Below are 19,557 nucleotides of genomic sequence, written 5' to 3'. Positions count from 1 at the left end.
ATGTATGTAAATATAATACCTGAATATAAACAAGCAGAGTTTGGTGAAGAAGCTGAAAAAATTCTAAGAACCTGTGTACATTGTGGCTTTTGTTTAGCTACCTGTCCGACGTATCAATTGCTTGGTAATGAATTGGATAGTCCGCGTGGCAGAATATATCTCATTAAAAATCTGTTAGAAGGTGAGCCTGTTACAGAAAATACACAACTTCACTTGGATCGTTGTTTGACTTGTCGTGCCTGTGAAACCACATGTCCGTCAGGGGTTCAGTATGGTAAGTTAGTGGATATCGGTAGAAAAATAGTTGAACATTCTGTTAAACGAAGTATTGGTTCAAGAGTTAAAAGATCTCTACTTAAAACAGTTCTGCCAAATCCCAAGCTATTTAATCCGTTGGTTGATGTAGGGCAAAAACTTAAACCCTTATTACCTCGTTCAATGACGAAAGTGTTACCTGACTTAAATCAGTTAGGACAATGGCCTACTGATCAACATGTAAGAAAGATGATTGTTTTAGAGGGTTGCGTACAACCTAAATTGACACCAGAAACCAATCTTGCAGCAGCAAAGGTTCTCGATAAACTAGGTATATCATTACTACGAGTGACCGGCAGTGGTTGTTGCGGTGCATTGACTCATCATTTAAATGATGAAGAATCGGCATTAATAGCAATGAAACAAAATATAGACGCTTGGTGGCCACATATTGAAAAAGGTGGGGTGGAAGCGATTGTTATCACAGCTAGCGGTTGTGGGACAGAAATTAAACAATATGGTTATTATTTAAAGCATGACCCTCTTTATTCTGATCGTGCACAACAAATTTCCCATTTAGCAAAGGATGTATCTGAGGTCATAGCACAATTACCTATTGAATCTCTGTTAAGTGGTGAAAAAATTGATGAGCGTATTGCGTTTCATGCACCATGTTCTCTACAACATGGCCAGAAGTTAAAAGGTTTTGTGGAGTCGTTATTGCAGCAATGGGGAGCACAATTAACCCCTGTTCCTGATGCGCATTTATGTTGTGGTTCTGCTGGAACTTATTCGATTTTACAACCTGAGATTTCTAAGAAATTACAGGCTAATAAAATTAAAGCATTAGAAAGTGGTCGACCCGATTTAATTTTAACCGCCAATATCGGTTGTCAAACTCACTTACATGGAGTGAGTTCAGTACCAGTAATTCATTGGATTGAATGGTTAGCGTCTCGTTTGGAATCGTAATACAACTAGTGCCACGCCCAGTGCTACCAAGGCCATGCCAAACATGGCCATGGTAGTTAGGCGTTCATTAAAGCAGATGTAGGCGATCAACGCAGTGACGGGGGGTACTAGATACAACAAACTGGACACTTCAGAGGCTTCACCATCACGGATTAATTTATAAAGTAACGCTACCGCGCCCACCGATAAAGCCAATACTGACCAGGCCATGGCGAAAATGAGTGACGTATTCCAATGAACTGTTCTATGTTCAAAGCAAATGGCGAGTAACCAAAATAATAAACCAGAGGTAATATACTGAAGCACCCCTCCTGTTCTTATATCAACGCTCGCAAAAAATTTCTTTTGATATACAGTTCCTGCACTAATACTGACTAATCCAATACAAGCATATAAACCAGACAAAGGGGTTAGATCATGACCTGATACACGATGACCCAACACTAAAAATAATCCTATTAGACCAATCAGTAGCCCTGCCCATTGCCTTAATGTTAAACGCTCATTTAAGATAAAAAAAGCGGCTACTGAAGTTAAAATGGGTTGCATGCCAACGATTAAAGATACCATGCCCGCTGGCATACCAATTGCAATCGCTGCCCATACCCCACCCAGGTAGCCTCCATGTACTAATAAACCCGCAACAATGACATGAATTGCTGCTAGTGGAGTAGGTGGCCAACTGGCTTTTGATATGAGTGCCATGATTAGTAGGATAACTGAAGCAAATCCCATTCTAATTGCAAGAAAGGTCATGGGTTCCATATAAGGTAAGCCATATCTGGCACCGATAAAGCCTGTGGCCCAGAGGAAAACAAATACAGAGGGAATAACAATCGCTGATTGAGTATGTTTAGTCGAATTCATTTAATTTGTAAATTAATGTACTTTTTATAATATTTTGTATACTGCTTTGTATTGTTGAACCGTAATATATCTGTGGTTTGTATATACCTAAATGTGTTAACGCTAGAGTAAGACAGTCAAAACTGACATCTATGGGTTTTGCTAAATTTTGTTTGCTTAATTTCTCACCATTATCATCTAAAACTAAAGGTAGGTGGCGATAAATTGGTTTATGATATCTTAAACTCTCCTGTATAAAACGTTGTACAAAGGTGTGGTTAAATAAATCTTCACCACGAACTATGTGCGTTATATTTTGTGTGGCGTCATCAACGCATACCGCCAAATCATAACTAATCAGTCCGTCTCTTCTTATTATGTTGATTCGGTCTTCTTTTGAAAGTATTTTACTGTGACGATGATTAACCTCATTAAAGCTACAGGCCTCATTATTGGTTAGCAAACGCCAAGCACATTGATTGGTATGCTTGATTGGGTTTACTAGACAAGGACAATCTATATTTCTATATTTTTTTCTATTTTCACGATTACAAACGCAAGGATAAAGTAAGTTTTTTATTTTAAGTTGTTCAATAGCATCATAATAAATATTTAGTCTTTTCGATTGATAAACAACTGGTTCATCACTTTCTAATCCATATTCTAATAATTTATTGATGATGGTTGTTGCGAAGTGATCTCTGCATCGTTCCTTATCAATATCTTCAATTCTAATTAACCATACCCCTTTATTTTGCTTTGCTTCTATGTAGCTTGCTAGCGCACAAACCAGGGAACCCAAATGTAGTTCTCCTGTAGGACTTGGTGCAAAACGTCCTCGATAGCGTAATGAGTTTTTTTTCATTTTAAAAAAACCTTAATAATGAGTATATTGAATAACTTATACAAATAGGATTATTGTTATGTAACCTTATTTATCAACCATCATTTATTCGTTTAAAATGATAAGAATTATTTAGGAATCATACCGTTATGTATAACATTCGTAAAAGTAGTGAGCGTGGGCACTTTAATCATGGTTGGTTGGATACTTTCCATAGTTTTTCCTTTGCAGAATATTATGATCCACAACACATGGGCTTTAGTGTTTTAAGAGTTATTAATGAGGATAGAGTGGCTGCGGGAACCGGTTTTGGCACTCATCCACATCGTGATATGGAAATTATTACTATTATTCTCTCTGGCGCGCTTCAACATAAAGATAGTATGGGTAATGGCTCCATTATCCGACCTGGAGATGTACAAAGAATGACTGCCGGGCGTGGCGTCACCCATAGTGAAGTTAATCCATCTTCCACTGATCCTGTTCATTTGTTACAAATTTGGTTGCTTCCTGAACAACGTTCATTGGAACCCAGTTATGAACAAAAATCTTTTTCTGAGGAAAGTTATACCAATCAATTTGCTCTATTGGCCTCTCATCAAGGTAGTGATGGTTCTGTATTAATCCATCAAGATGTAAGTCTTTATCGAGCCAAATTAAGCGCTTCTACAGAGTTAATCAAACCTCTTTCTTCTACAAGAAAAGGGTATTTACATGTTATTCATGGAGCAATTAAGGTAAACAAAACTATTTCCTTGACAACAGGAGATGCCTTAAAAATATCTGAGGAAGCTTCATTAGAATTAATTGCGGATACAGACTCAGAATGTATCTTTTTTGATTTACCAAATTAAAATGAATTATCAACAAACCTTAATTTCTGCCACGTTAATTAAGCGTTACAAACGATTTCTTGCGGATGTTACGTTAACAGACGGCAGTTGTCTTACCGTACATGTGCCTAATACTGGCTCCCTATTAGGCTGTGTTGATCCAGGGCTCCCTGTTAGATTATCTGATTCACTTAATGAGGAAAGAAAATATCGATTTACTCTAGAGCAAGTGATTTTACCAAGTGGTCGTGTTGGTGTGAATACACATATTGCTAATCATTTAGTTGGAGAAGCTTTAAAAAAGGGTTTGATCAATTCACTAACAGGCTATAACAGCATGCAAGCCGAAGTAAAATATGGCCATGAAAATAGCCGTATTGATTGGCTTTTAACTAATGATGAGAATCAACGTTGTTTTGTAGAAGTTAAAAATGTCACAGCAGCAGTTGATTCTGGAGTTGGATTTTTTCCTGATGCGCCTAGTGATAGGGCAGTCAAACATTGTCGTGAGTTAATCCGAATTGTCGGTGAGGGTCACCGTGCAGCTATGATTTTTTGCGTTCAAAGAGATGATGTTGAGTTTGTACAGCCGGCTGATCATATTGATCCGCAATATGGTAAAGCCATACGTGAAGCATTACAGGCGGGTGTTGAGCTATATGCGCTAGCTGCTGATTTAAATGATGATAGCGTTTATCTCACTAAAGAGTTACCTGTAAGATGTCCTTAAAATAGTATAATATTTAACAATTAATTATGCGTTTCTAAAGGGGTTGTTATGCCACATGCTATACGTTTCCATCAACCTGGCGGTCCGGAAGTGTTTAAGTGGGAAGAAGTTGAGGTTGCTCAACCTAAGGCAGGAGAAGTTCTCTTAAAACATACCGCGGTTGGTCTTAACTATATTGATGTTTATCATAGAACTGGACTTTACCCCGCGCCATTACCCGCTATTCCAGGTTTAGAGGCAGCTGGTGTGATCCAAGCGGTTGGTGATGGGGTTACCGATCTGAAAGTTGGGGATCGAGTTGCTTACGCCTCTGGACCGTTAGGTGCTTACTCACAAGAAAGAACAATGGCTGCGGATCGAGTAGTAAAATTGCCTGCCAGTATCTCAGATGAACAAGGTGCGGCTATGATGTTACAAGGTTTAACGGCCCAGTATCTATTACGTCGTACTTATCCAGTCAAAGCCGGTGATACCATTCTCGTTCACGCTGCTGCAGGTGGGGTAGGGTTGATTTTATGTCAATGGGCAAGACATCTTGGTGTAAAAGTAATTGGTACAGTAGGTAGCGAAGAGAAAGCCCAATTAGCCAAACAGTTTGGTTGTGATTATCCTATTATTTATACAAAAGAGGATTTTCAGGAGAAAGTACTTGAAATCACCAATGGTAAGAAAGTACCTGTTGTTTATGATTCTGTCGGTAAAGATACGTTTTTAAAATCTCTTGATTGCCTTTCCCCATTAGGTTTACTTGTTTTGTTTGGCCAATCATCGGGTAATGTACCTCCTTTTGACTTAGGACAACTATCTGTTAAAGGCTCACTGTTTATTACAAGACCAACACTAGCAACCTATACAGCTAAACGTGAGGATTTAGTAAATGGTGCTAATGAATTATTTGATGTGGTGAGTAAAGGTATTGTTAAAATTAATGTAAACCAACGTTACGCATTACAAGATGCTGCACAAGCTCATCGCGATTTAGAGGCGAGAAAAACAACTGGTTCAACAATTTTTACGGTATAACAAAATGAATATTGATAAAGAATTAGACGCACGTGGGTTAAGTTGTCCATTACCAATTTTAAGGACAAAGAAAATTTTATCTGATATGACGTCAGGGCAACTATTAAAAGTTGTTGCGACTGATAGCGGTGCTCCTAAAGATATGCAAGCTTTTGCTAATCAAACAGGGCATGAATTGGTTAATCATTCTGAAGCAAATGGTGAATATACGTTTGTGTTTAAGAAAAAATAAGAGATAAAATTATGAAAAAAATGGCTATTATTGCCAGTAAAGGCACGCTAGATATGGCTTATCCGCCTTTTATTCTGGCTTCTACTGCAGCAGCCCTTGGCTTTGATGTGAAAGTATTTTTTACTTTTTATGGCTTGCAACTGTTAAAAAAAGATTTGTCTGATGTAAAGATTAGTCCCTTGGGTAATCCTGCAATGCCAATGCCTATTCCAATGCCAAGTCTTGTTCAGGTTATGCCTGGAATGGAATCTATGGCTACTGTCATGATGAAAGATAAACTCAAGAAAAAAGGTGTGGCAAGTTTAGAAGAGTTACGGGATATGTGCTTGGAAGCAGGTGTAACGCTAATCGCCTGTCAAATGACATTGGACTTGTTTGACTTTAAACGAGAAGACTTAATTGATGGGATTGAGTTCGGCGGTGCAGCAACTTACTTAGACTTTGCTGGTGAATCTAACGTTAGTTTATTCATTTAGTAATTTATGAGTAACAAAACGGGAGTGGTCTATTTGGTTGGCGCTGGTCCCGGCAATGTCGATTTGTTAACACTCCGTGCGTTAAAATTACTACAAACCTGCGATATTGTTTTGTACGATCAATTGGTATCGCAGGACATACTTGATTTAATTCCACGACATGTGGTCCTTGAAAACGTAGGTAAACAGCGTAGTTTCCATCCTGTACCTCAATTACATATTAATCAACGTCTGGTTGATTTAGCTCTTCAAGGAAAGACGGTATTAAGATTAAAAGGTGGTGATCCATTTATTTTTGGTCGTGGCGGTGAAGAAATCGATACGCTAACTGATCATGGAATATCCTTTGAGGTTGTGCCAGGTATTTCTGCTGCTAATGGTGTTGCAGCTTACGCTGGAATACCACTTACTCACCGAGAGCATGCGCAATCTTGTCTATTAGTTACCGCTCATTTAAAAGATGGCTCATTTGATTTAGATTGGCACGCCATTATTAGGCCTAGACAAACCGTTGTTATTTATATGGGGCTACATGGATTAGATCGATTGGTATCGCAGTTACTTGAAGCAGGGATGGCACCTCATATCCCTGCGGCTTTGATTGAGCAGGGTACGCTTGATACACAACAAGTGGTTATTACTCAGGTTTCACAATTACATGAAATGAGTATAACCCATCAACTAAAATCACCTACTTTAATAATCATTGGCTCTGTAGTAGAGTTACATAATAAATTAAGTTGGTTTAATAGTTCTTTGAAAACCAATTAATATGTCATGGAGATAAAGTATGTTTTCAACTAACGTAGGTACTTTAGATAGAGTTGCTCGAGTCATAATTGGAGCAGTACTATTAGCAGCCTCTGCTACTGGGAAAATTGGTATTTGGGGTTGGTTAGGATTACCAGTAATGCTAACTGGTCTTTTAGGCTGGTGTGGTTTGTATAGTTTAATTGGTATTAGAACTTGCCCGTTAAACAAAGAATAATTACTAGATCCTTTATAACTTAATGTAGAAGGTGGTTTAATTCTGATTTAATTAAACCATCTATCTAAACACAAATTGATTTTTTTAATGTGTATACGTAGTTATAATTTTATATATTTAAACAAAACGAGCCACAAAACAATTTTCTAAGTTTGATGGAAGTTGTATAAATACAGTGTGACCACTACCAGGTGCTGCATCTGTTTGTTGCCCGTCTTTATTTTTCATTTCATTTATTATATAGCTTTGGTTGCCATGTGGCGCAACAACCTCAATTTTATCACCCACTACAAAACGATTTTTTACTTCAATTTTTGCCCATCCGTTTGTGTCATAACCTACAATATCGCCAACGTACAAGTTACGATTTGATTCTGAGTGTCCTCGTAAATAATTTTGCGTTTCTTGATCAGGGTGTCGTTCATAAAAACCATTTGTATACCCACGGTTTGCTAATCCCTCAAGGGAGCTTAACAAGTTAGGGTCAAGAGATTTTCCTGCTACAGCGTCATCTATTGCTTGTCGATAGGCCTGACATGTTCTGGCAACATAATAAGGTGATTTAGTTCTCCCTTCAATTTTTAATGAATTTACACCAATTTTAGCCAAACGTTCGACGTGCTCAATGGCTCTTAAATCTTTTGAATTGAGAATATAAGTGCCGTGTTCATCTTCTTCTACAGGCATTAGTTGACCAGGTCGATTTGCTTCTTCAATAAGATAGACATCACCAGCAGGGTTTTCTTCGGCAGTATGAACTTTGTAATCCCAACGGCATGAGTTGGTGCAAGTTCCTTGATTAGGATCGCGATGGTTGAAGTATCCTGACAGTAAACAACGTCCGGAGTAGGCTATACAGAGAGCGCCGTGAATAAATACTTCAAGTTCCATTTCAGGACATTCCTGTCGTATTTCTTCTATCTCTTCTATCGATAATTCTCTAGAAAGAATAATACGACTTATACCCATGGTTCGCCAGAATTTAACTGCAGCATAATTAAGTGTATTGGCTTGAACAGACAAATGAATAGGCATATCGGGCCAGTTTTCACGGATCATCATAATCATGCCAGGGTCTGCCATAATTAAGGCATCCGGTTTTAATGCAATTACCGGTGCAATATCTTCAAGATATGTTTTAATTTTGGCGTTGTGAGGCAAAATATTACTAACTAAATAGAATTTTTTATTAAGCTCATGAGCGCGTTCTATACCTCGAGCTAAATTTTCAATTTTTCCGAAACTATTGTTTCTAACTCTTAAACTATAACGTGGTTGTCCAGCGTAAATGGCATCTGCTCCAAAACGAAATGCTGTTTCCAACATTTCCATGGAGCCAACGGGAGCTAATAATTCTGGTGTGTTATTCATAAATCTCATTGTAAATAATGTATAAAACGAATTAGTTCTTCAGGTTCTTGTATGATGGCATGATGAGGCCATTCATTGGGTGGTGTTGATGAACCTAAATAGCCATAACCTGCTATGATACCTGACATTTGTGCAGCTTGAGCCGCCAACATATCACGCTCATCATCGCCAACATAAACTAACTCTTGAGGTGAAAGTTGTAGTAATTTGGCCGCGCCTACCAGAGGATCGGGAAAAGGTTTAGGTCGTTGAAACGTATCACCACTTACAACACAACCGCTTCGTTGAGATAGTCCTAGAAGTTCTACCAAAGGGTTAGTAAAGCGTTCGAATTTATTAGTTACTATACCCCATGGTATATGATGAAGATCTAAGTAATTTAATAGTTCTGATACCCCTGGAAACAATCTAGTATCAAGGCATAAATTACTTTCATAAATGGTTAAAAATTGGTCTCTCAATTCTTCAAAAAATGGATCTGAAGTACTTATATTGAACCCTTCTTCAATTAATCCTCTAGCACCTTGTGAGGCTCTCGGTCTTAATCGTTCAATGGGTAATGGAGAGTTGCCGTATCTTTCTAAAAGTGTGTTGAGAGCTCTACCCAAATCTGGAGCAGTATCGGCTAGAGTACCATCAAGATCAAATAAAATACCTTTTATCACGATTTTACACAGTGAATTGCATAATTCACACTGATATCAGATGTACCTGAATAAATTTTAGTTAGTGGATTATAGGTTAAACCTGTATATTCTTTAACATCCAAACCTGCCACTCGAGCGAAATGAGTCAGTTCTGAAGGTTTAATGAACTTTGCGTAATCGTGAGTGCCTTTAGGTAACAATTTTAAAATGTACTCAGCACCAATAATCGCAAATAAATATGATTTGGGATTACGGTTAATGGTTGAGAAAAATACATGACCACCAGGTTTTACTAATCTAGAGCAAGCCGCAATGGTGCTTTGAGGATCTGGGACATGTTCTAACATTTCCATACAAGTCACCACATCAAAGCTTTGAGGTTTTTGTTCCGCTAAAGATTCTGCTGAAATAAGTTGGTAATTCACGTTAATACCGCTTTCAAGGCCATGGAGCGTTGCCACTGAAAGCGGTTTTTCAGCTAAATCAATCCCCGTTACTTGGGCACCAAGTTTGGCCATGGATTCAGACAGTATTCCACCACCACAACCTACATCTACAACACGTTTCCCAGATAACGATGCAATGTTATTTATCCAGCTTAAACGAATTGGATTGATGGCATGAAGTGGTTTAAATTCGCTGTTTGGATCCCACCAACGATGCGCAAGTGAACTAAACTTCTGCAGTTCTAACGGATCTTGATTTAAATTCATTTTATAACCAATTATTTGTAGGTAATATAGATTTCTGCTCTACGGTTTTTGGCGCGTCCTTCTTTTGTGCTGTTACTAGCTACAGGATCTGCCATACCTAAGCCATTTACACGTACTATTTGGGCATTAATACCCTTTTGAACTAAATAGGCTTTCACTGCTTCAGCACGTTTAAGGGACAGTTTTAGATTGTATTGTTTGGTACCTACACTGTCCGTGTATCCGACAATTTTAATGCCTTTAATGGCTCTGTTAGAGCGATGGTTAATTTTTGCTAATTCTCGATTAATTGCAGTCTTTCCCTGTGGTTTTAGTATTGCTTTATTGAAATCAAACAATGCATCTGCGGATAGAGTGATATCAGGATGATGCATAACCATTGGCGCATGTGCTTGAGGCTTAGGCATAACAGCCGGCATCTCTTTTTTCATTTCAGGGGCAGGGGTTACGCCACATTGATTATAGGAGGACATTTCACCTGCACCCAATCCAACGCAGTTGTTGAAATTATCTGTCACGACCGAACCGTAGCTTGATTGCAAATGTGCGGGGTAGCCCATGTCTTCACTGGCTTGTGTGGAATAGGAAAAAAATGCTCCTGCTGCTGATCCTAATAATGCAATGGTAACCACAAAGCGTTTGCTGTTTTTCATAGGAAGCTCCTGTTCAGTTTAAAAATTTAATTATAGATGAAATATGGCCTGTACTGTGAATAATGATCAGCTGAAATGACCTTTTGATATGTAATTTTGTGTTAAAATTGGATGATATTTTAATTATAAATACCTAGTGTTAGTTCCTATGTCCTCATTTGCCAAAGAAACATTGCCGGTTAGTTTAGAAGACGAAATGCGTCGTTCCTATTTGGAATACGCAATGAGTGTTATTGTGGGTCGTGCTTTACCAGATGTTCGTGATGGTTTAAAGCCAGTACATAGACGTGTATTGTTTGCCATGCATGAACTCTCTAACGATTTTAACAAGCCTTACAAAAAATCTGCTCGTATCGTCGGTGACGTAATTGGTAAATACCATCCCCATGGAGATACAGCCGTCTATGATGCGATCGTTCGTATGGCACAGGACTTTTCGCTTCGTTATCCTTTAATAGATGGGCAAGGTAACTTTGGTTCAGTTGATGGTGATAACCCCGCTGCTATGCGTTATACAGAAATTCGTATGGCAAAAATTACGCATGAGTTACTTGCGGATATTGATCGTGACACGGTCAATTTTGGACCAAACTACGATGGTTCCGAGAGAGAGCCGCTGATTCTTCCAGCTCGTTTTCCAAATCTTTTGGTAAATGGATCATCAGGGATCGCAGTGGGAATGGCAACTAATATTCCTCCACATAATTTAAATGAGGTGGTTGATGCGTGTTTATGCCTCTTAAGCAATCCTGACGTTTCTATTGAGACTTTAATAGATATTGTACCGGCCCCAGACTTTCCGACAAAAGGGATTATTTACGGAACGGCCTCGGTAAGGCAAGGGTATTTAACGGGTCGTGGTCGCGTATTAATGCGCTCACGCACTCACGTGGAAGATATTGAAAAAGGTAATGGTCGCCAGGCAATTATTGTTGATGAGTTACCTTATCAGGTAAACAAAGCTAATTTGATTATAAAAATTGCAGATTTAGTTCGTGAAAAAAGAATTGAAGGTATTTCTGATTTACGTGACGAATCTGATAAGTCTGGTATGAGAATAGTAATCGAGTTGAAAAGAGGTGAAATGCCCGAAGTGGTATTAAATAATCTCTTTAAATTAACTCAATTACAAGAATCATTTGGTATGAATATGGTTGCTTTGGTAGACAATCAGCCAAAGCTTTTAAATTTAAAAGAATTTTTAGATGCTTTCTTACGCCATCGACGTGAGGTAGTTACCCGTCGAACGGTATTTGAGTTGGGTAAGGCTCGTGAAAGAGCACATATTTTAGAGGGGCTTGCTGTAGCCCTATCTAATGTTGATGAAATCATTGCATTAATTAAGAGTTCTGCAAACCGTCAAATTGCAAAAGACGCATTAATGGCTAAGTATTGGCCATCTCAACTAGTTAAAGAGATGATTGAGCGTGCGCCCGAGAATGCTTCTCGACCACTAGGTATATCAGCTCATGTAGGCCTTTTTGATGATGGATATCGATTATCCGATACCCAAGCCGTAGCTATTTTGGAAATGCAGCTTCAACGATTAACGGGTTTAGAACAAGAAAAAATAATTGATGAATATAAAGAGGTGATGGATAGAATTATTGACCTCTTAGATATCCTTGCTAACTCGCACCGTATTACAAAAATTATTTCGGATGAGCTTGTAAAAATCAAAGAAACTTTTGGTGACCAACGTAGAAGTGAAATTGTTATTAATACCGAAGACATTGATATGGAGGATTTAATTACTCCAGAAGAAATGGTAGTGACACTTTCTCACGATGGTTATATCAAAGCTCAATCGATTAATGATTATAAAGCTCAAAAAAGAGGCGGTCGCGGTAAACAAGCTACGGCTACAAAGGAAGACGATTTTATAGATCGTTTGTTTGTGGCTAATACACATGATCATGTTTTATGCTTCACAAGCTTCGGGCGAGTTCACTGGTTAAGAGTGTTTAATGTTCCAGTGGGTAGCCGCACAAGTAGAGGTAAACCAGTAAATAATCTATTGCAAATAGAAGCTGGTGAGAAAATAAATGCTTTATTACCAGTTAAAGAATTTGATGATAAACATTTTGTGTTTATGGCTACAGCGTTTGGTACTGTTAAGAAAACGCCATTAACAGATTTTTCACGCCCCCGTTCCGCTGGAATTATTGCTGTTGACTTAGACGAGAATGATTACTTGGTTGGCGCATCCATTACCAATGGAGCTCATGATGTAATGTTGTTTTCAGATGATGGAAAAGCTATACGTTTTGATGAAAATGATGTAAGACCAATGGGTAGAACTGCACGTGGCGTTAGAGGAATGAGGCTTGCTAACGGGCAAAAAGTAATTTCAATGTTGGTGGCCGATAATGAAGAGCAGACGGTATTAACTGCCACGCAAAATGGGTACGGTAAACGAACTCACATTTCTGAGTTCACACGACATGGGCGTGGTGGTCAAGGTGTTATTGCGATACAAACAACTCAAAGAAATGGTCCTGTAGTGAGTGCTGCTCTTGTAAACTCCAATGATGAATTAATGTTGATTACCAGTGGTGGAGTACTGATTAGGACGCGAGTGCAAGAAATTCGTGAAATGAGTCGTGCTACTCAAGGGGTTACTTTGATTTCTCTGGATACTGGTGAGACTCTGGTATCGCTTAGTCGCATCGACGAAAGTGAAGATGATAGTGAAATGATTGATTTGTCAGACACTCCTGATGTTGACAATATAGCGGATAGAGATGATTTAATGGGTACGCAGGAGTAATTATATGCGTGCATTTAACTTCTCAGCAGGACCTGCAACCCTTCCCACTGAAGTAATGCTTGAAGTCCAAGAACAGCTCTTGAATTGGCAAAATTCAGGTATGTCAGTGATGGAGCTTAGTCATAGAAGCCCTGAATTTGCCGGTATACTCAATGAAACAGAGCTAGATTTACGTGATATTTTGGCACTTCCTGATCACTATAGAATTATTTTCTGTCAAGAAGGTGCAAGTGCACATTGGGATATGATTCCCCTTAATTTGTTACAAGGGAATCATCAAGCAGATTATATTGAAACAGGTTATTGGTCGTACCGTGCCATTGAAGAGGGTAGACGTTATTGTAATATAAATATTGCCGCTTCAAATCGTATCGATCACTTTAGCGCACTACCAGATCGAGCAGAGTGGAGACTCAACCCCAAAGCCGCTTACGTACATTACTGTTCAAATGAAACAATCGATGGATTAGAGTTTTTTTGGACACCAGATGTGGGTAACGTCCCTTTGGTAGTAGACATGTCGTCACACTTTTTATCACGTCCAATGGATATAACTAAATTTGGGATGGTTTACGCTGGCGCGCAAAAAAATATTGGCCCGGCTGGGTTAAGTTTGGCAATTATACGCGAAGATTTATTAAAACCTGCTGCACCTGGCACACCATTTCTTATGGATTATCATGGGCAATTTCATGCTCATTCAATGCTAAATACTCCACCTACTTTTACTATTTGGGTTGCCGGTCTCGTTTTTAAATGGATAAAACGAAATGGCGGGTTGACTCAAATGGCTGTAAGGAATGCAGAAAAAGCACGTTTATTGTATGATTTTCTGGATAAGAGCGCTTTTTATAGAAATTCTGTAAAAGTTCAAGACCGTTCATTAATGAATGTCCCTTTTCATTTAAGGGAACCAGCTCTTGATGAAGTGTTTTTAAAAGAAGCTGAGTTATCTGGGCTTAAACAGTTAAGAGGCCATAGAGTAGTTGGTGGTATGCGTGCATCAATTTACAATGCTATGCCTATTGAGGGAGTCCAAGCATTAATTAACTTTATGGCAGATTTTGAGCGACGTTATGGTTAATTCTAATCAGAAAGAATTAGAAATTTTACGTAATCAAATTGACAACATTGATACTCAAATACTTGAGTTAATCAGTCAACGTGCCCAATTAGCTGGTCAAATAGGGCAGCTAAAAGAAGGAATCTTATATCGCCCGGAAAGAGAGGCTCAGGTTTTACGAAGAATACGTGAACTTAATAAAGGCCCATTAAGTGATGAGTCTGTTTTATATATTTTTCGTGAGTTAATGTCAGCATGTCTTGCTCATGAAAGACCGGTGACAGTTTCTTATTTAGGACCGCGAGGAACCTACTCTGAAGCAGCGGTGATGAAGCACTTTGGACATGCTGCGATACGCGAAGAACAATCTTCACTGGATGACGTCTTTCAAAGTGTTGTGTCAGGTAGAGTAAACTTTGGACTTGTTCCGATAGAAAACTCTACAGAGGGGTCGGTTAACCGTACGCTTGATTTGTTGGTTGATACACCTTTACAAATTTGTGGTGAAGTTCAGTTAAGAATTCATCATCAATTATTAGTACAACAAGGAGTTACACTTGAACAGATCGAAGAAGTATATTCTCACGCACAATCACTTGCTCAATGTCATTCATGGCTAGCTAATCAACTACCCAATGTGAGACTTAATTCTGTCAGTAGTAACGCTGAAGCAGCCAAGATTGTCAGTGAGAAGAGAAATGCTGCAGCTATCGCCAGCGCACAGGCTGCTGAATTATATCAACTTCAAATTCTTGCAAAGAATATCGAAGATAGGTCCAATAACACTACTCGTTTTTTTGTGATTGGTAATAGCAAATCGTCTATTTCAGGTCATGATAAGACTTCTTTACTTTTAGTCGCCAGAAATAGACCTGGTGCCATTCATGAATTATTAGCACCTTTTGCAAAGCATGGTGTAAGTTTGACTCGCCTTGAATCACGTCCCTCACAAACTACGTTGTGGGAGTACGTCTTTTTTATAGATTTAGAAGGTCATTGTGAAGATAATTTAGTAAAACAAGCGTTGGCTGAAGTGAATCAATCTGCTCTAGTTTGTCGTGTGTTAGGTTCTTATCCGGTAGCTCCATTATGATAGATTTATGTGAATTAGCACCTCAATATATTAAAAGCATTGCCCCGTATCAACCAGGTAAACCTATGTCTGAGCTACAAAGGGAACTTGGTTTAACTCATATTGTAAAGTTAGCTTCCAACGAAAATCCACTTGGGCCAAGTCCAATGGCATTAACTGCTATTAACAAGTCCTTGAAAGAGTTAGCTTTATATCCAGATGGCAATGGTTTTGAGTTAAAACATACTTTAGCAACGCTAAGAAATATTGAAATTGAAAATATTATTTTGGGTAATGGCTCCAATGATGTGTTGGAGTTGATTGCAAGAGCATTTTTGTCTCCTGGTACTGAAGCAATCTATTCCCAATACGCATTTGCGGTTTATCCATTGGTTACTCAAGCAGTTGGGGCTAAAGGGATTGTTGTGCCGGCAAAGGATTATGGTCACGATTTACAGGCTATGTTGAATTCAGTCACAGCTAATACACGTGTCATTTTTGTCGCTAATCCCAATAATCCCACAGGCCATTTTATTCCTGGTGACAAACTCAAAGAATTCATAGGAAAAGTTCCTTCACATGTGCTTGTTGTACTAGATGAGGCTTATACAGAGTACTTAGATGCTAATCTTTCCTACAATGCTATTTCTTGGTTATATGATTACGATAACTTAATCGTGACAAGATCGTTTTCAAAAGCATTTGGATTAGCAGGTTTAAGGGTTGGTTGTGGTTTTGCCCACAGGGATGTTATCGCATTATTAAATCGTGTACGTCAACCTTTTAATGTGAACCAATTAGCGCTTGTTGCTGCAGAGGCTGCACTTCATGATAAGGATTTTCTTGAGAAAACAAAGAGCGTTAATACAGACGGTCTAAAACAATTAGCGCAAGCGTGTACGCAGTTGGGGTTATCATTTATTCCTTCTGTTGGAAATTTTCTAGCAATTGAAGTTGGTGCAAATGCACCCACGATTTACCAAGAACTACTAAAACGTGGTGTTATCGTTCGTCCTGTGGCTAACTACAACATGCCAAATTTTTTACGTGTGTCAGTGGGGCTAAAGGAAGAAAACCAATACTTTATTGATAAACTTATCGAAGTCGTTAATATCTAATTTATGGCCGATCCTTTTCAAACTCATCCTAGAAGAATTGCCATTATTGGTGTGGGTTTAATAGGTGGTTCCTTTGCTTTAGCGATGCGTGAAGCAGCCAGAGATATTAGTATAGTGGGCTACGACCGGGATGAAGTTAATCTCGCAGCAGCAAAACAACTTGGTGTAATTGATAGTGTAGTTCACTCACTATCTGCCGCTGTAAAAGACGCAGATGTAATTCAAATAGCAGTTCCTGTTGGACAGATTGAACCTGTATTAAATGAAATTGCGAGACATATAAGTCCCACTGCAATTATTACCGATGTAGGTAGCACAAAAGCCAATGTAATTGAGGCTGCAAAAAAATCTTTAGGTACGGCTGTACAACGTTTTGTTCCAGTGCATCCAATAGCTGGTGCCGAACACAGTGGTGTCCGCTCTTCGCGTAAAGATTTATTTAATCAAAAGTCAGTTGTAATGATTGAGACTGAATTTACCGATTCGCTTCCATTTGAGATTATTAAACGTTGTTGGCAAGCCTGTGGTGCTAACATTGAAACCATGTCTGTAAACCGCCATGATAGTGTGTTTGGTGTCGTGAGCCATTTACCTCATATACTTAGCTTTACCTTGGTTTATGACATAGCAACACGTGTCGATGCTGAGACTTTTTTTCATTTTGCAGCCAGTGGTTTCAGAGACTTTACACGAATAGCGGGAAGCAATCCCGAAATGTGGAAAGACATCACACTTGCCAATAAGTCAACATTATTACTTGAATTACAACGTTACCAAGACTTACTACGCTATTTTCAAGATGCGCTTGAGTCTGATGATGGTGAAGCGATAGAAAATTTTTTTAAAATTGCGCGTGATGCAAGGCGTGATTGGTCTGAATAAATAATTTAGAGATAAGCTATGAATGTAACTTACTGTATTTCACCAGGTGGAAAACTCACTGGAAAAATCAAAGTACCAGGTGATAAATCTATTTCTCATCGAAGTATAATGCTTGGCGCAATAGCTGAGGGTATAACAGAAGTGAGTGGCTTTCTTGAGGGTGAAGACGCCTTATCTACTATGAATGCTTTTAGAGCAATGGGTGTACGTATCGATGGACCAGATCTTGGGCGAGTTACAATTTATGGTGTTGGTAAACATGGTTTAACTGCACCAAATCAAGTTATCGATTGTGGTAACTCAGGGACAACTATGAGGTTGTTATCTGGTTTACTTGCGGGACAAGGTTTTGAAGTCACTTTAACAGGTGATGATACTCTGTTAAAAAGACCTATGGCTCGAGTTGCTAATCCATTAAAACAAATGGGAGCATTAATTGAGACCAAAGATTCAGGGAAACCTCCTTTAACTATTCATCCAAATTCCCATTTAAATGGCATTACTTACACTTTACCTATGGCCAGTGCGCAGGTTAAATCAGCTGTGTTGCTTGCTGGTCTTTACGCCAATGGTTTAACAACAGTAATTGAGCCTGAAGTCACACGTGATCATACTGAGAGAATGTTGGAAGCATTTGGCTATAAGCCAAAAGTTAATGGGAATAGCATTACAGTTGATAATTCTGCAGTACTCCATGGCACTTCGATTAGAGTTCCTTCAGATATATCGTCTGCTGCTTTTTTTATGGTTGGTGCAGCTATTTCCGAAGGTTCTGACTTGATAATTGAAGAAGTAGGGATAAACCCAACTCGTGATGGAGTAATAAAAATATTGGAGTTGATGGGGGCTGAGATTAGTCTTTTAAATGTAAATTACGTAGGTGGTGAGAAAGTTGCTGATATACATATCAAATACAAGCCACTAACTGGGATTCATATCCCTGAAGAATTAGTGAGCCTAGCCATCGATGAATTTCCGGTAATATTTATCGCTGCTGCAAATGCAAAGGGGACAACGATTCTTTCTGGAGCGGAAGAACTCCGTGTTAAAGAAAGTGACCGTATACAAGTTATGGCTGATGGATTAATGTCTCTTGGTATTAACGCTGTCCCCACTTCTGATGGGATGATCATTGAGGGTGGTTCATATCATGGTGGTACAATCAATAGCCATGGTGATCATCGTATCGCTATGAGTTTTTCTATAGCAGCACTCAACGCCACTTCCTCGATTACAATTCTTGATTGTCAAAATGTTGCCACTTCATTTCCAGGGTTTGACAAGCTTGCAAAATCTACAGGTTTAGAGATTTCTGTATCATGATTCCTGTTATTGCGATTGATGGACCTTCTGCGTCAGGAAAAGGTACGGTAGCTCAACGTGTCGCTGAAAAACTAGGCTTTAATTATTTAGATAGTGGTGCTTTGTATCGAATTGTTGCTCTGTCTGCGCAGTTGCGTGGTATTAGTGAAATGGATGAAAAAGCGTTGAGTCATTTGTCTAAAAGCTTACATATTGAATTTAAAGAAAGTAAAGTTATTGTTAATAATCAAGATGTTACCGATTTAATACGGTCGGAAGAGTGTGGTATATTTGCATCAAAAATTGCTGCAGTTAAATCTGTTCGTGATGCGTTGATGACAGTTCAGCATCAATTTAAACAAAAACCTGGCTTGGTTGCAGATGGTCGAGACATGGCAAGTGTTGTTTTTCCTGAAGCAATTTTAAAAATCTTTCTTACAGCCAGTTCTGAAATAAGAGCGCAAAGACGTTATAACCAGTTGATCAATAAGGGAATATCTGCTAACATAAAAGCCCTTTTGCAAGATATTGTAGAACGTGATCATCGAGATCTGACTCGTAAAGAGTCACCATTAAAACAGACTCTTGATGCGCATTTTCTCGATACCTCTGCATTAACAATAGATCAGGCAGTTAATCAAGTCTTACAGTGGTTTTCTGGCGTATCTAAATAACTTTGGACTCATTACTTGTAGTAATAATCTAATGCGTTATTGATTATTAAGACGTTAATACAAATTATGAGTATTTTAATTGACCCCGATACG

Annotated in this window: 21 protein-coding genes; 15 read left to right on the top strand and 6 right to left on the bottom strand. The window is 38.7% G+C overall.

What is annotated here, in order from left to right:
* A complete protein-coding gene (gene glcF, locus FV185_RS04215) occupies positions 1 to 1,227 on the top strand; it encodes a glycolate oxidase subunit GlcF (RefSeq protein WP_067493861.1) in 1,227 nt (408 codons plus the stop codon).
* Here the strand turns inward: glcF and FV185_RS04210 are convergent.
* Positions 1,204 to 2,094, bottom strand: a complete 891-nt coding sequence (locus tag FV185_RS04210; protein ID WP_067493854.1) for a DMT family transporter — start codon at positions 2,092 to 2,094, stop codon at positions 1,204 to 1,206. The two genes, glcF and FV185_RS04210, sit on opposite strands and share 24 nt — an antisense overlap.
* The gene (gene gluQRS / locus FV185_RS04205; RefSeq protein ID WP_067493850.1) at positions 2,081 to 2,938 is read right to left on the bottom strand and encodes a tRNA glutamyl-Q(34) synthetase GluQRS; all 858 of its coding nucleotides are present in this window, start codon (positions 2,936 to 2,938) and stop codon (positions 2,081 to 2,083) included. The genes FV185_RS04210 and gluQRS overlap by 14 nt, the downstream gene beginning before the upstream one ends.
* 128 nt (positions 2,939 to 3,066) lie before the next feature.
* Between gluQRS and FV185_RS04200 the strand changes: the two genes are divergently transcribed.
* The 7 genes from FV185_RS04200 to FV185_RS04170 are packed head-to-tail and all read left to right on the top strand — an operon-like array spanning position 3,067 to position 7,199.
* Positions 3,067 to 3,771 (top strand): pirin family protein, encoded by a 705-nt coding sequence (locus FV185_RS04200; RefSeq protein WP_067493847.1) that lies wholly within the window; start codon positions 3,067 to 3,069, stop codon positions 3,769 to 3,771.
* Between the two features lies 1 nt (position 3,772).
* On the top strand, positions 3,773 to 4,480 hold the full coding sequence (sfsA, locus tag FV185_RS04195; RefSeq protein ID WP_067493844.1) for a DNA/RNA nuclease SfsA: 708 nt from the start codon (positions 3,773 to 3,775) through the stop codon (positions 4,478 to 4,480).
* Between the two features lie 48 nt (positions 4,481 to 4,528).
* On the top strand, positions 4,529 to 5,503 hold the full coding sequence (locus tag FV185_RS04190; protein WP_067493842.1) for a quinone oxidoreductase family protein: 975 nt from the start codon (positions 4,529 to 4,531) through the stop codon (positions 5,501 to 5,503).
* Between the two features lie 4 nt (positions 5,504 to 5,507).
* Complete coding sequence (locus FV185_RS04185) at positions 5,508 to 5,735, top strand: sulfurtransferase TusA family protein (RefSeq protein ID WP_067493839.1); 228 nt, start codon at positions 5,508 to 5,510, stop codon at positions 5,733 to 5,735.
* An 11-nt stretch (positions 5,736 to 5,746) separates the two neighbouring features.
* A complete protein-coding gene (gene dsrE2 / locus FV185_RS04180) occupies positions 5,747 to 6,211 on the top strand; it encodes a sulfur carrier protein DsrE2 (protein WP_067493836.1) in 465 nt (154 codons plus the stop codon).
* A gap of 6 nt (positions 6,212 to 6,217) precedes the next feature.
* Positions 6,218 to 6,982 carry a uroporphyrinogen-III C-methyltransferase gene (cobA, locus tag FV185_RS04175; RefSeq protein ID WP_067493832.1) on the top strand — a complete coding sequence of 255 codons (765 nt, stop codon included), beginning with the start codon at positions 6,218 to 6,220 and terminating at the stop codon, positions 6,980 to 6,982.
* Between the two features lie 19 nt (positions 6,983 to 7,001).
* Entirely contained in the window at positions 7,002 to 7,199 is a 198-nt protein-coding gene (locus tag FV185_RS04170) for a YgaP family membrane protein (RefSeq protein ID WP_067493830.1), read from the top strand.
* Between the two features lie 117 nt (positions 7,200 to 7,316).
* Here the strand turns inward: FV185_RS04170 and FV185_RS04165 are convergent, their stop codons facing one another.
* From FV185_RS04165 to FV185_RS04150, 4 genes are read right to left on the bottom strand one after another with little or no spacing between them, the layout of a single operon-like run.
* Positions 7,317 to 8,570: a peptidase U32 family protein gene (locus FV185_RS04165; protein WP_067493824.1), complete on the bottom strand. Its 1,254-nt coding sequence runs from the start codon at positions 8,568 to 8,570 to the stop codon at positions 7,317 to 7,319.
* A gap of 5 nt (positions 8,571 to 8,575) precedes the next feature.
* A complete protein-coding gene (locus FV185_RS04160; RefSeq protein WP_067493821.1) occupies positions 8,576 to 9,235 on the bottom strand; it encodes an HAD family hydrolase in 660 nt (219 codons plus the stop codon).
* Positions 9,232 to 9,930 carry a bifunctional 2-polyprenyl-6-hydroxyphenol methylase/3-demethylubiquinol 3-O-methyltransferase UbiG gene (gene ubiG, locus FV185_RS04155; protein ID WP_067493818.1) on the bottom strand — a complete coding sequence of 233 codons (699 nt, stop codon included), beginning with the start codon at positions 9,928 to 9,930 and terminating at the stop codon, positions 9,232 to 9,234. The genes FV185_RS04160 and ubiG overlap by 4 nt, the downstream gene beginning before the upstream one ends.
* A gap of 11 nt (positions 9,931 to 9,941) precedes the next feature.
* A complete protein-coding gene (locus FV185_RS04150) occupies positions 9,942 to 10,583 on the bottom strand; it encodes an OmpA family protein (RefSeq protein WP_067493816.1) in 642 nt (213 codons plus the stop codon).
* A 148-nt stretch (positions 10,584 to 10,731) separates the two neighbouring features.
* Between FV185_RS04150 and gyrA the strand changes: the two genes are divergently transcribed.
* From gyrA to cmk, 7 genes are read left to right on the top strand one after another with little or no spacing between them, the layout of a single operon-like run.
* Positions 10,732 to 13,353, top strand: a complete 2,622-nt coding sequence (gyrA, locus tag FV185_RS04145; protein WP_067493814.1) for a DNA gyrase subunit A — start codon at positions 10,732 to 10,734, stop codon at positions 13,351 to 13,353.
* Between the two features lie 4 nt (positions 13,354 to 13,357).
* Positions 13,358 to 14,437: a 3-phosphoserine/phosphohydroxythreonine transaminase gene (serC, locus tag FV185_RS04140; RefSeq protein ID WP_067493812.1), complete on the top strand. Its 1,080-nt coding sequence runs from the start codon at positions 13,358 to 13,360 to the stop codon at positions 14,435 to 14,437.
* Positions 14,430 to 15,509, top strand: coding sequence for a prephenate dehydratase (pheA, locus tag FV185_RS04135; protein WP_067493810.1), 1,080 nt, complete (start codon positions 14,430 to 14,432; stop codon positions 15,507 to 15,509). The genes serC and pheA overlap by 8 nt, the downstream gene beginning before the upstream one ends.
* Positions 15,506 to 16,606, top strand: a complete 1,101-nt coding sequence (gene hisC, locus FV185_RS04130; RefSeq protein WP_082787019.1) for a histidinol-phosphate transaminase — start codon at positions 15,506 to 15,508, stop codon at positions 16,604 to 16,606. Before pheA ends, hisC begins: the two co-directional genes overlap by 4 nt.
* 3 nt (positions 16,607 to 16,609) lie before the next feature.
* The gene (locus tag FV185_RS09660) at positions 16,610 to 17,488 is read left to right on the top strand and encodes a prephenate dehydrogenase (protein WP_067493808.1); all 879 of its coding nucleotides are present in this window, start codon (positions 16,610 to 16,612) and stop codon (positions 17,486 to 17,488) included.
* 18 nt (positions 17,489 to 17,506) lie between these two features.
* On the top strand, positions 17,507 to 18,811 hold the full coding sequence (gene aroA, locus FV185_RS09655; RefSeq protein WP_067493806.1) for a 3-phosphoshikimate 1-carboxyvinyltransferase: 1,305 nt from the start codon (positions 17,507 to 17,509) through the stop codon (positions 18,809 to 18,811).
* A complete protein-coding gene (gene cmk, locus FV185_RS04115; protein WP_067493804.1) occupies positions 18,808 to 19,464 on the top strand; it encodes a (d)CMP kinase in 657 nt (218 codons plus the stop codon). Before aroA ends, cmk begins: the two co-directional genes overlap by 4 nt.
* The last annotated feature ends 93 nt before the right edge of the window (positions 19,465 to 19,557 follow it).

Source organism: Ferrovum sp. PN-J185 (genome assembly GCF_001581925.1).
GTDB lineage: Bacteria > Pseudomonadota > Gammaproteobacteria > Burkholderiales > Ferrovaceae > PN-J185.
This window is presented reverse-complemented; position numbering and strand designations above follow the sequence as displayed.

Excerpts from the sequence above, each read along its gene's own strand:
- glcF (WP_067493861.1), top strand. The coding sequence starts at position 1 with ATGTATGTAAATATAATACCTGAATATAAACAAGCAGAGTTTGGTGAA.
- FV185_RS04210 (WP_067493854.1), bottom strand. The coding sequence starts at position 2,094 with ATGAATTCGACTAAACATACTCAATCAGCGATTGTTATTCCCTCTGTA.
- gluQRS (WP_067493850.1), bottom strand. The coding sequence starts at position 2,938 with ATGAAAAAAAACTCATTACGCTATCGAGGACGTTTTGCACCAAGTCCT.
- FV185_RS04200 (WP_067493847.1), top strand. The coding sequence starts at position 3,067 with ATGTATAACATTCGTAAAAGTAGTGAGCGTGGGCACTTTAATCATGGT.
- sfsA (WP_067493844.1), top strand. The coding sequence starts at position 3,773 with ATGAATTATCAACAAACCTTAATTTCTGCCACGTTAATTAAGCGTTAC.
- FV185_RS04190 (WP_067493842.1), top strand. The coding sequence starts at position 4,529 with ATGCCACATGCTATACGTTTCCATCAACCTGGCGGTCCGGAAGTGTTT.
- FV185_RS04185 (WP_067493839.1), top strand. The coding sequence starts at position 5,508 with ATGAATATTGATAAAGAATTAGACGCACGTGGGTTAAGTTGTCCATTA.
- dsrE2 (WP_067493836.1), top strand. The coding sequence starts at position 5,747 with ATGAAAAAAATGGCTATTATTGCCAGTAAAGGCACGCTAGATATGGCT.
- cobA (WP_067493832.1), top strand. The coding sequence starts at position 6,218 with ATGAGTAACAAAACGGGAGTGGTCTATTTGGTTGGCGCTGGTCCCGGC.
- FV185_RS04170 (WP_067493830.1), top strand. The coding sequence starts at position 7,002 with ATGTTTTCAACTAACGTAGGTACTTTAGATAGAGTTGCTCGAGTCATA.
- FV185_RS04165 (WP_067493824.1), bottom strand. The coding sequence starts at position 8,570 with ATGAATAACACACCAGAATTATTAGCTCCCGTTGGCTCCATGGAAATG.
- ubiG (WP_067493818.1), bottom strand. The coding sequence starts at position 9,930 with ATGAATTTAAATCAAGATCCGTTAGAACTGCAGAAGTTTAGTTCACTT.
- FV185_RS04150 (WP_067493816.1), bottom strand. The coding sequence starts at position 10,583 with ATGAAAAACAGCAAACGCTTTGTGGTTACCATTGCATTATTAGGATCA.
- gyrA (WP_067493814.1), top strand. The coding sequence starts at position 10,732 with ATGTCCTCATTTGCCAAAGAAACATTGCCGGTTAGTTTAGAAGACGAA.
- serC (WP_067493812.1), top strand. The coding sequence starts at position 13,358 with ATGCGTGCATTTAACTTCTCAGCAGGACCTGCAACCCTTCCCACTGAA.
- pheA (WP_067493810.1), top strand. The coding sequence starts at position 14,430 with ATGGTTAATTCTAATCAGAAAGAATTAGAAATTTTACGTAATCAAATT.
- hisC (WP_082787019.1), top strand. The coding sequence starts at position 15,506 with ATGATAGATTTATGTGAATTAGCACCTCAATATATTAAAAGCATTGCC.
- FV185_RS09660 (WP_067493808.1), top strand. The coding sequence starts at position 16,610 with ATGGCCGATCCTTTTCAAACTCATCCTAGAAGAATTGCCATTATTGGT.
- aroA (WP_067493806.1), top strand. The coding sequence starts at position 17,507 with ATGAATGTAACTTACTGTATTTCACCAGGTGGAAAACTCACTGGAAAA.
- cmk (WP_067493804.1), top strand. The coding sequence starts at position 18,808 with ATGATTCCTGTTATTGCGATTGATGGACCTTCTGCGTCAGGAAAAGGT.